Annotated in this window: 15 protein-coding genes; 1 reads left to right on the forward strand and 14 read right to left on the reverse strand. The window is 36.0% G+C overall.

Features of this window, described 5'->3' with window-relative positions; translation table 11 throughout:
* Positions 1–190: 190 nt before the first annotated feature.
* Complete coding sequence (locus K5S59_RS26395; protein ID WP_000203304.1) at positions 191–1,072, forward strand: YitT family protein; 882 nt, start codon at positions 191–193, stop codon at positions 1,070–1,072.
* Between the two features lie 28 nt (positions 1,073–1,100).
* On the opposite strand, the gene K5S59_RS26400 is transcribed toward K5S59_RS26395, so the two are convergent.
* From K5S59_RS26400 to aroC, 14 genes are all read right to left on the reverse strand, one after another.
* Positions 1,101–1,742, reverse strand: coding sequence for a uracil-DNA glycosylase (locus K5S59_RS26400; protein ID WP_000876954.1), 642 nt, complete (start codon positions 1,740–1,742; stop codon positions 1,101–1,103).
* Between the two features lie 100 nt (positions 1,743–1,842).
* Positions 1,843–2,526: a zinc metallopeptidase gene (locus K5S59_RS26405; protein ID WP_073517780.1), complete on the reverse strand. Its 684-nt coding sequence runs from the start codon at positions 2,524–2,526 to the stop codon at positions 1,843–1,845.
* Between the two features lie 101 nt (positions 2,527–2,627).
* Positions 2,628–3,416: a sporulation protein YpjB gene (gene ypjB, locus K5S59_RS26410; protein ID WP_000831599.1), complete on the reverse strand. Its 789-nt coding sequence runs from the start codon at positions 3,414–3,416 to the stop codon at positions 2,628–2,630.
* Positions 3,417–3,524: 108 nt separating this feature from the next.
* Entirely contained in the window at positions 3,525–4,211 is a 687-nt protein-coding gene (lit, locus tag K5S59_RS26415) for a lipoprotein intramolecular transacylase Lit (RefSeq protein ID WP_098259351.1), read from the reverse strand.
* A 25-nt stretch (positions 4,212–4,236) separates the two neighbouring features.
* Positions 4,237–4,827 carry a lipoprotein heptaprenylglyceryl N-acetyltransferase LhaT gene (lhaT, locus tag K5S59_RS26420; protein WP_000262824.1) on the reverse strand — a complete coding sequence of 197 codons (591 nt, stop codon included), beginning with the start codon at positions 4,825–4,827 and terminating at the stop codon, positions 4,237–4,239.
* Positions 4,828–4,949: 122 nt separating this feature from the next.
* Entirely contained in the window at positions 4,950–5,717 is a 768-nt protein-coding gene (qcrC, locus tag K5S59_RS26425; RefSeq protein ID WP_000554601.1) for a menaquinol-cytochrome c reductase cytochrome b/c subunit, read from the reverse strand.
* 43 nt (positions 5,718–5,760) lie between these two features.
* Positions 5,761–6,435, reverse strand: coding sequence for a menaquinol-cytochrome c reductase cytochrome b subunit (gene qcrB / locus K5S59_RS26430; protein ID WP_000932700.1), 675 nt, complete (start codon positions 6,433–6,435; stop codon positions 5,761–5,763).
* Positions 6,436–6,948, reverse strand: coding sequence for a menaquinol-cytochrome c reductase iron-sulfur subunit (gene qcrA / locus K5S59_RS26435; RefSeq protein ID WP_001290420.1), 513 nt, complete (start codon positions 6,946–6,948; stop codon positions 6,436–6,438). It lies immediately after the preceding gene.
* Between the two features lie 143 nt (positions 6,949–7,091).
* Positions 7,092–7,547, reverse strand: coding sequence for a YpiF family protein (locus K5S59_RS26440; RefSeq protein WP_000871300.1), 456 nt, complete (start codon positions 7,545–7,547; stop codon positions 7,092–7,094).
* Positions 7,548–7,701: 154 nt separating this feature from the next.
* Positions 7,702–8,238, reverse strand: coding sequence for a ReoY family proteolytic degradation factor (locus K5S59_RS26445; RefSeq protein ID WP_001095929.1), 537 nt, complete (start codon positions 8,236–8,238; stop codon positions 7,702–7,704).
* Positions 8,239–8,311: 73 nt separating this feature from the next.
* Positions 8,312–9,574: a tetratricopeptide repeat protein gene (locus K5S59_RS26450; protein ID WP_001168678.1), complete on the reverse strand. Its 1,263-nt coding sequence runs from the start codon at positions 9,572–9,574 to the stop codon at positions 8,312–8,314.
* A 281-nt stretch (positions 9,575–9,855) separates the two neighbouring features.
* A complete protein-coding gene (gene hisC, locus K5S59_RS26455) occupies positions 9,856–10,968 on the reverse strand; it encodes a histidinol-phosphate transaminase (protein ID WP_220784099.1) in 1,113 nt (370 codons plus the stop codon).
* Positions 10,969–11,088: 120 nt separating this feature from the next.
* Positions 11,089–12,174 carry a 3-dehydroquinate synthase gene (gene aroB / locus K5S59_RS26460; protein ID WP_000526815.1) on the reverse strand — a complete coding sequence of 362 codons (1,086 nt, stop codon included), beginning with the start codon at positions 12,172–12,174 and terminating at the stop codon, positions 11,089–11,091.
* Entirely contained in the window at positions 12,174–13,346 is a 1,173-nt protein-coding gene (gene aroC, locus K5S59_RS26465) for a chorismate synthase (protein WP_120449753.1), read from the reverse strand. The genes aroB and aroC overlap by 1 nt, the downstream gene beginning before the upstream one ends.
* Between the last annotated feature and the right edge of the window lie 23 nt (positions 13,347–13,369).

Below are 13,369 nucleotides of genomic sequence, written 5' to 3' on the forward strand. Positions count from 1 at the left end.
AGCTTTATCTCCTACCAGCCGTTGGAACGGGGTAAAGTGAAACTTTCTTTTGTGATTTTTGCAAAAGATTAGCCCAGATCCATTATTTTTATAGCCTTCTTTATTTTTACTAACAACTAGAAATTACTTATCATTATGTTTTACCATATCAGCGGAGCAATGCAATCTACATAATTAGGGGGATTTCTATATGACATCAAATTTGAAGATTCGAAATATCATTTTCATTTTAATCGGTTCCGCTATTTTTTCTTTCGGTATTGTGAATATCAATATTGAAAATCACCTTGCAGAAGGTGGATTTACCGGTATTACACTATTATTGTATTTTCTATTTAAGTTTGATCCTTCTTACTCAAACTTAATTTTAAATATCCCTATATTTTTCATTGGTTGGAAGTTACTTGGAAGAACAACATTTATCTATACACTAATCGGCACCTTTAGCGTATCTTTATTTCTATGGATTTTTCAGCGTTACGAAGTTCTCAACTTACATTTAAATTTACAAAATGATATGACACTCGCAGCTTTATTCGCCGGGGCATTCATTGGTATAGGTCTTGGAATCATATTTAAATACGGCGGGACTACTGGCGGTGTAGATATTATCGCGAGACTCGCTCATAAATATGTTGGCTGGAGTATGGGGAAAACGATGTTTATGTTTGATGCTATCGTCATTATCGTCTCGATTCTTACCTATTTATCATACCGCGAGGGCATGTATACGTTAGTTGCTGTTTTTATCGGTGCGAAAGTCATTGATTTTATGCAGGAAGGAGCCTATGCGGCGAAAGGAGCCACTATTATCTCAGATAAAAACGATGAAATTGCTGCCAAAATTTTATCTGATATGGAGCGCGGCGCAACCTTTTTAAAAGCTGTTGGATCGTATACGAAAGTGGAACGGAATGTATTGTATTGCGTTGTCGCTAAAAATGAAATCGTGAAATTAAAAAATATAATTACTTCTGTAGATCCTCACGCCTTTGTTGCTGTAAGTGACGTACATGATGTAGTTGGTGAAGGTTTTACATTAGATGAAAATAAAAATCCGTTACATACATAAACCGAACTAGAAAAGCTCTTTAGCTTTTCTAGTTTTTTCTTACATATTTTTCAAGTTTCTCTAAATCCTCATAAATAAGCTCCAATAAACTCCGATTATAAAAAATGGAAGCAGGATGAAAAGTCGGGAAAATATGATATTCTTTCTCTGACCATGTAAACTCTACACTTTGCATATCCTTTAATTTTTGAATAGGCTTTTTTAATAATTGTCCGTGCACATCTGTGATTTTTGTATTTTTTCCTATTAAACGTTGAAGGCCGATATTTCCAAGCGTGACGATAAGCTTCGGGTTTATTTTCTCTAATTCATAATCTAACAAAGGGGCATGGGCAAGTATTTCCCCTTGATTTGGCGTTCTATTATACTTTTTCTGTATGATTTCACCATTTCGTTCTTTTTTCTCTCGCCACTTATAAGGTCTACTCCGAACAGTGCTCGTAATATATACTTCTTCCCTTGTAACGTGAATCCGTTCTAAAAACTCCATTAATTGTTTTCCCGCTCTCCCGCTAAATGGAATCCCATTATGAATTTCTGTTTCACCAGGCGCTTCTCCTAGCAACATAAATTTTGGATTTTCAGGACCTTGTCCACTTAAAAATCCTTCTAGCTGATAAGAAGCACTTTGTTCTCTCACTTGTTTTACTAAATGGCTTGGATATTTCATTTCCCTCACCACCTTTCCACATTACTTCTATTATTTCTATTTACAATACATTATATAATTCAATCCACAAAACAAAAAAGACTATCAAAATTGATAGTCTTTAGTCGTCGCTACGCTGCATACCAGTATACATTAATACGAGACGTAATAATTCAAATACCGCTACAGCTGCAGCTGCTACATATGTTAATGCTGCCGCATTTAATACTTTACGAGCTTGGCCATATTCATCTGTTGATACGATACCTAACGCTTCAATTTGTTGCATTGCACGCTTTGATGCATCAAACTCAACTGGTAATGTAACGAGTTGGAACACAACACCTGCTGCCATTAAAATAATTCCTAATAACAATAGTTTTGACATTGTCGCAAATATACCAATCATAATAAATACCCATGATATATTCGATCCAAAATTCGCCACAGGCACTAACGAATGACGAATACGCATAAAGTTATAATCTTTTGCATCTTGAATTGCGTGTCCTACTTCGTGTGCTGCAACTGCTGTACCAGCAACTGAATGACCATAATAGTTATCTGTTGATAATCGAACTGTTTTTGCAGTTGGATCATAATGGTCTGATAAATGACCTGGTGTTTCTTCTACAGCTACGTTGTATAATCCATTTTCATCTAAAATTTTTCGAGCCACTTCCGCTCCTGTCATACCTGATGTTGAATAAACTTGTGAATACTTGCTATAAGCACTACGTACTCTTGACTGTGCATACAACGGTATGATCATTATGATCGCGAAGTAAATTAAATAAAACATCATGAACCTCCATTGAAGTTTTAATTATAGTACTTCTCATTCTATTTTCTTCTGCCATCATTGTCAATGAATAAACCTTACAATCCGTATCTTTATTTATTGCATTATCTATTCTTAGAGTGTACATTACCCTTTCTTTTTTCTCTCTCTCCTTTATACTTTCTCCACCCAACATAAGTTAATGTGAATAAAATAAGACCCCCAGTAATTGTCATAAACCAAATGAGCGAGGGTGCAATTTCATCTTTTTTTACTGTGTGAAATATTTTTTGCAAATCCCCTTTAATGATTCCTAGTTGCATTTGCCCACCTTTCGTTTTTAACATAACGTTACGAAATTCATCCAAATAAGATAAATGGGCATTTACACGCTGCACTTCGTTTTCTGGCAAAGCAATCATTAAGCTTGGATAAATAATATTAAATTCATGTAAAAATGTGTTTAACGTTTGTTGAAACTGTCCCGTATCTTCTTTTTTCATCGCTTTTTCCATTTGAGAAAAGGCACCCATTATTTTTGTTTCTCTTTCCATCCAAAGTGGTTGATATTTCGACACTTGTGCATCAACAGCGAGCTGCAGGGCTAACACATTATCGATTTTAACTTGTTTACTTAAATCTGTTTCCACGAGAGATTGTTTGGCCTTGTCGTAAGCTAAAGAAATAACTCTAACTTGATCTGGCGTTACTTCTTGCTTCTTTTCATTCCCCTTTATTACAAACTGCTCCGAGAAATGTTGTAATACTTGTACTGCTTTTTCATCTTCATTACGCTTCACTAATTGTAATGAGTCATCTAACAACCCTGTTAGTTCACTCCACTCTTCAGCATATATACGTAACGGAAACATTATAATTAGAAATGCTATCAATCCAATTAATGTTCTCTTCATCACGGTCCCCCCTATAACTACTAGTACAAAATATGTTAATTTGGACAAGAATAGAACAGAACTGAACCGAAAAATATATTATCGTTTTACAAACAAAAAAAATTCTCTTTAAACAGAGAATTTTCCCTTTGAAACCCTTTTCTTTTTTACGAAATATCTATACAAGCTATAACAAAGTATGCTGCCACATAAAATAAATAATAAAATAGCACACGCTGCATGCATAAAGAATTCTTCTGGTAGCATTAATATAATCGGATCCGTTTCAATATCAAACATCCAATAATCATTACTAAATAAAAGTTTATGAAATAATACAAAACTCTTTTCAAAATTAATAGCGATTGGTAGCATCAGCGCTATCGGGAAAATAATTGTTAAAATCGATCCGTGTAGTAAAAACTTTTCATTTTTCTTTTTTAATAAATAAATCCCGCCTATTATAGCAATCATAATTGTCGCATACATCACATATTGAATCTTTACTAAAATATTTTTAACATCTACAAAATGAATACGGCCATTTGTAGACATATCTAATGTTGGCAACTGCAATACACCATCATAAAACGGCGATAAATATGTGATAAGCACATCATAATTTCTTTTAATATCACCCTTCGTCATATCCGCTAAATCTGGAATGTTTAAAAAATCAATTTCAAAATAATACAGCCATTTCCCGTATACAACCGCCGTTGTTGCGAGTGCAAATATAGAAAATGCTATGCTGTATGAAACAGCTATCGTAATCAATCGGTCCCATATTTTTGTACCACTCTTATTTTTCTTCATTTTCTCCCCCTACATGTTTTAACTATCATAAAGAAAACTGTTTTCGGTTCTCACGCAAGCAAGAATAATATGTAATACATAGTGTAGCGATGCTTAGCCAGAACGTAAAATAACCAATTTCTTCTACAAACAAATGCATAATTCCATATCTCGGCATTTGCCAAAATAAATAATCAATTGCATCATTATGTAATGTCCATATAGCTGCTACCGCAAAATGCCATTTTTTTATACGGTAAAACGGTGCATATAACAATCCTTGTACTGCCATCGCAAAATGCGAAAGCATTAACATATACCCTATAACACCAATAGGACCTTTTACATAGATCATAATTGCATTTACAACAACAGCCCATATACCATATTTTATTAAAGTAACAATCGCTAGCGCCTCTATTAATCCCCAATTTCTCTTTATTAAAAAAGCAATTAAAACAAAGACAAAAAAGAGACTCGCCATCGGGCTATCAGGTACAAACGGCCAAAAAATAGGTGAAGTTTCTTTTAATTGATTTCCATACCATATAAATCCGTATATTGTACCTAATATGTTAACAACTAATAAAAATAATAATACGGAGCGTTGTCTTAACATTGCATACAAGTAAACCAAGCTGTATGTCCAACACCTTTCAAACAAAGTCATTCTTTCCTCAAACTCTACTCTATTATATAGTAAACTTTCTTTCATCAAAATAAAAAGCTGACTACAATTTTTTTGTAGTCAGCTTTTTATTATTTTTTATTATACTTTGCAACGAATTCCGAAAGTTTCTTCAGTTCCTCATCTGTACCTTTAAATACACCTTTAGGCATTGAACCTTTTCCGTCTTTCGCAATTTTAGCAATTTCTTCTGGCTTTAAAGTTAAGTTTTGCAGTGCAGGCGCTGCTGCCCCGCCCTGTAAATTGTCACCGTGACACGTTAAACAAGTATTTTTTTGCATTAATTTATAGCCGTCATCATTTTTATCAACTGGTGCTGTTTTTACAATTGCTCCTTGTTTTTTTGCAGCTTCCCAGTCGTGGTGTGCTACAGATTCCCAAGTTAAAAAGATAATGGATGCAATTGCTAAAAGCATAAATCCCGTTGCTACAGGACGCTTCAATGGGCGTCTTTCTGGACCTCGATCAAGAAATGGAGCTAACAGTAATGCGCCAAACGCAATCCCTGGCATAATGAATGCTCCAATTACAGTAAATGAGCCAGAAGCATAAGAATACTTTAATAACTGATACAAGAATAAGAAATACCAATCTGGAAGTGGTATATATCCAGCATCAGTTGGATCCGCCATTCTCTCAAGTGGTGACGGATGCGCCACTGTTAAACATAAATAACCGATTAAAAAAACTGCACCAACCATCCATTCTTTTAACAAGAAGTTCGGCCAAAATGCTTCTGTTTTCCCTGGGTATTCAGAATAGTCTTTTGGAATATTTGGTTTCCGAGCTACTGGTACCCGAGAATCTCCTACAAACTTCATCCCTTTGCCGCGATGCATAATCTCCCTCCTTTAGTTCTTTCCCCTTTTATTTAGCAATCTCTTATAGCGGACCGGAAATACCTTGTTTGCGAATCATGATGAAGTGGAAGGCCATTAAACCTAGAAGTGCTGCTGGTAAGAAGAAGACGTGAATAGCAAAGAAGCGAGTTAATGTTTGAGCGCCAACAATTTCGGAATGACCAGCGAGTAATGTTTTAATATAAGGACCAATGAGAGGCGTTTGCTCTGCAATTTGAATCCCTACTTTCGTAGCAAATAAAGCTTTCATATCCCACGGTAATAAATATCCAGTAAATCCAAGACCTAACATAACAAAGAAAATAAGAACACCAACAATCCAGTTTAGCTCACGAGGCTTTTTATACGCACCCTGGAAGAAAACTCTAAGTGTATGTAAAAACATCATTACAATGACGAGACTAGCACCCCAGTGGTGCATACCACGAACAATTTGTCCGTATGCAACTTCATTTTGTAAATAATAAACCGATTCCCAAGCATTTTTAATATCAGGCACATAATACATCGTCAAAAACATTCCAGATAAAATTTGAATTACAGTAACGAAAAAGGTCAGTCCTCCAAAGCAATAAACGAATGCAGAAAAGTGATGTGCCGGGTTTACATGTTCAGGTACTTCATGATCAGCAATATCACGCCATATCGGTGTAATATCTAACCTTTCATCTACCCAATCATAAATTTTATTTAGCATCTACTTTGCACCCCCTCTTGGCTTCGCTTTTCCTAAATACAGCGTTCCATCTTTCACTTTAGACTCGTATACATCAAGTGGAGCAAGCGGCGGCGTGCCTTTAATGTTCATCCCGTCTTTTGTGTAACGGCCCCCGTGGCATGGACAAAAGAATTGATTCGGATGTGCTTTGTCCGAATTCCAGTTCACTGTACATCCTAAATGTTTACATACCGGAGAGAACGCAACAATGTCTCCGCTTTCATCTTTATGAACCCAAGCTGATTTTGGCTCTTCGGACTTGTACCAACCATCAACCTGCTTCACCTTAAAGTCGAAACGTTTCGGCTCTGTTGTAATATCCTTTACTTGTGCAACAGCAACCATATCCGTTCCCGCTTCTTTTCTTAACACCGGATCAAGCGCAAATCGCGTCATCGGCATTAAAATACCCGCTGCCATAAAGCCTCCTACCCCTGTAAGGGTGTAATTTAAAAACTGTCTTCTTGATACACGATGTTCTTTCTCGCTCACGAAAATTTCCCCCCTCTATCAGAAATTGTCCCCTCGTGATAAATTATATAAAAAATAAAAACTAGGACACTATCATGATATAATACGGTCATGCACAGGTCAATATCATACTACTCATAATAATAAGAACTTTCTGTTTATTATTATTTTCCCCATTTTTCTTCTAACATCACCATTATATTTTTTATATGCGCATGAATAACTTCTCTTTTCGCTTGATCACTAAATTGTTCTAACGCTAATGAAGGAAACCAAAATAAATCTCCCTGCAATTCTTGCATATCTTCTTTCCATGAAAAATCACTTGTAACATAAGCAATATGCTTAAAACCTTGCTCTTGTAAATGATTTGTCCATTCTTGCAAACGAACTTTTTCGTTTTTTTGACTTTCTACTAAATACGTAAATGCGGGTAGTAAAAGCACTCTTCCTTTATATTCTCTTTCCAACTCCATACTCAACAATTCGATAAATTCACCTTGTTCTACTACCATTTTCATTTCTTTTGCTGCCGAAATTGATAAAAGTGGTATAACACCTGTATCTACATACTCTCTTGCTTTCTCAAACTGTTCCACATCTTTTACAATCCATTTCAAATTTCTTCCCTCCCCTCACCTGCAAATGACAGAACTTTCACTTTATATATATTAAACCATACTAAAAGAGGTAAAAAAAGAAAAACTACCTATATTAAGGTAGTTTTTCTTAAAAAGTCTGAAATTTGTAAAATTTTATAAATCCAAATGAATTCTATAACATCTTTAACTCAGCTGTTAACCTATGAAACGCTTCCTGATCTTGCTTATCCAGCGCTTCATCAATTTGTTTCAAAAGACGTTCTCTTCTAAAAGAAAATACACTTTCTTCTAAAAATCTTTCTGCAAGTAAACGATCTTTTTCATTTACTTCAATATGCTTCGGTAAATACGGGTTTTCTTCTAATACAGCTACATAATTGGCATTTTGAAACGATGATTTAAAATTGAGTTGAATATAAATATCCTCATCTCGATTTAAACGAATATCATGAAACGATTTTTCAGCATCTGTTGTCATAACATTTTGTTTAAAGAAGTGAAACGGTGTATCTTTTACACAATTCGCGGACATCACTAAGCCACGCGGACAATATTTTGCATGCTCTACGAAGTGGACTTTATGCATTAATTGGTCGTGACTCATTAAATAATTCAAAATCCATACACATTCACGCTGTTTCAGTTGGTAATTATTCAAAAACCATTTTACAAAATCCTTCTTCTCGTTTACAGAAACAGGGGTATTCATAGCAATTAAGTCCCTCCTCTGTCTTTCTCTTTTCTTTTTAGATTCAAGAAGCGGCATTCAGTTTCCTTCCAACTTATGAAAAATCCTCTAAATTATATAACAATTCTTCAATATGAATTTGTGTCGGGTCTAGTTGTATTAACTGAGTAAATACTTCTTTCGCCTCTTTTCGCATACCTTCTTCCAATAAGAAATAACCGTACTCTTCCAAGAAGTCTGGATGATTCTTAAAAGAAGTATATGCACTTTCATAGTGTTTTAATGCATCCGAATACATTTCTAATTGTTTTTTTGCAAACGCAAGATCCCAAAGTAGTTGTGTATCTGGTTCTCCGCTATCAATCGCACGCTCTACAACTGCAATTAGCTCTTCATACTTTTCTTGTTCCTTTAAGATATAAGCATATTTTAATATTGCACCTAAATGTCCTGGATCTAACTCAAGCGCTTTTTGAAGCACTTCCTCTGCTTCCGCTATTTTTCCTAATTTCGCTGCAATGTTCGCTAATTCTACATAAAATGGTACAGAAAGCTCATCTACTTTAATTCCTTCTTGAAGTGTTTCATAGCTTTCTTGAAGCATTCCTTCTTTTTCATAGCTTTTCGCTAAATACATGTAAAGCGATGCATACTCCGGATCTAATTCTTTTAGTTCTTGCCAAGCACCAATTGCTCTTTGGTATTCTTCGCCTTGGTATAATGTGAAGGCATATCCAAATAATGAGTGGATATCTTTTTGTTCCTCTAAACCTGCTTCATAGTAAGAGATCGCTTCTTCCCAATTCCCAATCGCACTTAACGTTTCTGCAAGGCGAAGTGCAATGACAACACCACCCATTACTTTATGTTCCACTAATAGCGACTCATAATGAGTAATTGCCTTTTGTTCTTCCCCTTTACTACTATATAACTCTGCTAATCCAAACGTAATAACAGGTTCGTCAGGCATCATTTCTTTTGCCTTTAATAGTTTTTGTTCTGCTACATCATCGAAACCTTGCATTTGGAATAAATCCGCAACAAGTAATAACGATTGAACATACAATTCATCAGTTTCTGGAATATCATGAAGTACTTCAATCGCTTCATCTTCTTTGTCTAGATCAATATATAATTCTGCTAAAAATACAGTGAATTCACTTTCTTCCGGGTACAATAAACGCAAGTCTTCTGTAATAGCTAACGCTTCATCCGTAAATCCAAGTGTATGATAGTAACGAGCAATATCATACTTCTCTTCATCATTCGCAATTTTTAATTGTTCTTTTAATAATTGTAATCCTTTTTCCGCTTCACCATTTTCAATATATGAAACAGCTTGTTCAAACTTTTGCATAAACGTCTCCTTTAATTCTAACAAATATTATTTTCTGTTCATTTATCATAAGCAACTAGGTGTAAGAACGCAACCTTTAGAATGAGCATACTTCTTCTTGTACTTTCACTAATAACGATTCGAATATGACACCGATACCGCATTACTACTTTCTATTGTACCGTTTTCTTTCATTACCGTGCAAATAACTTCCCTTATTAATTATTAACACGCACGGATCGAGCTTTACAGGCCTTCATTTAAATAAAAAAGACTCCTATAATAGGAGCCTTCACACACTCTTAAGAGTATGTTTCTTCTTTCTTTACTTGCTCTTTTACAAGCTCTGTCAATAATTCTATAATTTCATCATTTTCTTCTTTCAAACCGACAGTAATACGAATACCATCATGTATACCAAATGCAGCACCAGAACGAACAATGTAGCCTTTCTTCATTAATCGTTCGAAAGCCTCATTACCAGGAATACCGAGCTTTAAGAAAATGAAATTTGTTTGAGATGGATAATAGAATACATTATATTCCTTACAAAATGCGTAATATTGATTTAATCCTTCTTCATTCTTTTTCACACATTCTTGTAAAAACGCTTGATCTTCTAATGCAGCAAGGGCTACAGATTGGGCTACAGTCGATGTATTAAATGGTAACCTCGCTACTTCTAGCTGCCCGATTAACTTCGCATTACCAACCACATACCCGATACGGAAAGCAGCTAAACCATATGCTTTCGAAAACGTACGTAAAACCATAAGATTTTCATATTTTTTAAGAAGTGGTAATGTTTGTGGATAGTCTTCTGCTCCCGCATATTCATAGTATGCTTCGTCCATAATAACGAGCGCTGACTTAGGAACTGATTCTAAAAATGAAAGTAAATTTTGTTTCTCTACATATGTACCTGTCGGATTATTCGGGTTACAAATCCATACAATCTTCGTTTTATCATCTACTTGCTGTAACATCGCATCTAAATCGTGAATGCCATCTTTAAGTGGTACTTCACGAACTTCTGCTCCTTCAATTACAGCATGGTGATGGTATTGCGAGAATGTTGGATTCGCCATTACAACATTTGTTCCTTCTTGTAGTAATGCACGGCTAATCATTTGAATGACTTCATCTAATCCACTACCAAATAACAGTTGTTCTGCTTTAACACCTAACTGCTCTGCTACTTTTGTCCGAAGTTCAAAGGCATATCCATCTGGATAAAGAGCGTATTGACTCACTAAAGAAGTTAATGCTTCTGTTACACGTGCTGAGCAACCGAATGGATTTTCGTTCGATGCTAATTTCACAATTTTTGATAATCCATATTCCCTTTTTACTTCTTCAATGTTTTTCCCAGGTACATATGCTCTCAAAGTTAACAATTGCTCTTTCACTCTCATTTTTCTTCCCCCAGTCATTTTATTCAATTCGATTACAATACGGTGGTAATCCCGCACTGTAATCGTTTATCTTAACCGTCACTATTACGAGAATACCTCAAAACAAGCACTTCACACTTCTTAAGCCATATCCTTTTGAAATGCCTCTAACGCAATATGAACAGTCTCATCTGGAATAGATACGACATTCACTACCCCATATTCCTGCATTAGCACCATATGAATTGCTCCAGCATTCGCTTTCTTATCTTGTTTCATCAGCTGGACGAGGCGCTCTACATTCAAATCACTTGGTATTTTTGGATAGCCGTACTTTAAGAACCACTGCTTCATCTCTTCATAGGAAAGATCAACCTTGTACACTTGTTCACTTAAAAACAAGGCAAATAACATACCAACCGCTACTCCGTCACCGTGAGTAATATTTCCATATCCTAGTTCTTTTTCAAGAGCATGGCCTAACGTATGTCCAAAGTTCAAATGAGCGCGTACACCTTTTTCTGTTTCATCTTGTGATACAATATTTGCCTTTACAGGAATTGCCTTCGTTAATATATGAATTAACTTCTCATCACGAAGATCCGCTAATGTTTGCACTTCTTCTTTTAACCAATGATACAGCTTTACATCACCAATAAGAGCATGTTTTATCACTTCTGCATAACCTGAACGCCACTCTTTTTCAGGAAGAGACTGTAAAAACGGCGTATGATATACAACTGCTTCTGGTTGATGGAATGCACCGATCATATTTTTACCTAACGGATGATTGATCGCTACTTTCCCACCTACTGCACTATCGTGAGCTAATAAAGTTGTTGGAACTTGAATAAAGCGAATTCCACGCATAAACGACGCGGCAACAAAACCAGCTAAATCTCCAATCATCCCGCCTCCAAGTGCAATAATTAAAGAATTTCTATCTAATTTATTTTCAAGAGCTGACGTATGAGCCGCATAGAAGTTTTCAAATGACTTCTCTTTCTCGCCACTCGGTACAACGAATGAAAATACGTTTTGCTCTATTTTCAATGCATCTACAACTGTCTGTAAATGGAAAGATGCAACAGCTTCATCTGAAATGATCATAACGTTTGATACAGATGGCTGCATATTTTGAACGATTGTTTTCAAATGTGACAATGATTCTTTTCCTACGTGTACATCATATTCTTTTGATTTCGTTTGAATATGTATGTTTCCCATTAAAATCCCCTCGCATATTCATTATGTTTCTCAATATTTTCACGAATAAGGTCCATACGATCTAATCCGAATTGTTCTATTAAAGCTGTCGCTAACTCCCAAGCCACAACCGCTTCCGCAACGACACTAGCTGCTGGAACAGCGCAACTGTCAGAACGTTCAATACTCGCTGTAAAAGGCTCTTTCGTATCAATATCTACACTTTGAAGGGGTTTATATAGTGTAGGTATCGGTTTCATCACACCGCGCACAACAATTGGCATTCCAGTTGTCATACCGCCTTCTAATCCACCTGCATTATTTGTTCTTCGTGTATATCCATGCTCTTCATCCCACAGAATTTCATCATGAACTTCACTTCCCGGTCTATGCGCTGCTTCAAAACCAATTCCAATCTCGACACCTTTAAACGCATTAATGCTCATAATTGCGGCTGCTAATTTTGCATCCAGTTTTCGGTCATAATGCACATAGCTACCAACCCCAATTGGCATTCCTTCTACAATCACTTCAACCGTTCCACCGATTGAATCACCATTTGCTTTCGCATCATCAATTGCTTTCATCATTTGGTTACCAGCTTCTTCATCTAAGCAACGTACAGGTGATGCTTCTGTAATACTTTTTAATTCTTCAATTGAACGATACGTCATTTCCTTAGCCTGTACACCGCCAATTTCAATTACATGGCCCGCCACTGTAATACCAAGTTCTGCTAACACTTTTTTAGCAACCGCACCAGCAGCAACACGCACTGTCGTTTCGCGCGCTGAAGAACGTTCCAGTACATTTCTCATGTCTCTATGTCCATATTTAATCGCACCATTTAAATCAGCATGTCCAGGTCTTGGCTTTGTTACTTTTCTTTTCATTTCTTTTTCTTCTTGTTCCGTTAAAGGCTCTGCGCCCATAATTTTTGTCCAATGTGCAAAATCACGATTTTCAACAACAAGTGCAATTGGAGAACCTAATGTCTCTCCATGTCTAACACCACTTACAATTTGCACTTGATCTGTTTCAATTTGCATGCGTCTACCACGCCCATATCCCTTTTGCCTTCTAGCTAACTCTTCATTTATATCAGCCGCTACTAAAGGTAGACCTGCTGGTACACCTTCTATAATCGTTGTAAGTTGTGGACCATGAGATTCACCAGCTGTAATATATCGCATACGTTATTCCTCTTTTCGTATAT

The sequence above is a fragment of the Bacillus sp. BML-BC051 genome, from assembly GCF_019656175.1.
GTDB classification, from domain to species: Bacteria; Bacillota; Bacilli; order Bacillales; family Bacillaceae_G; genus Bacillus_A; species Bacillus_A mobilis.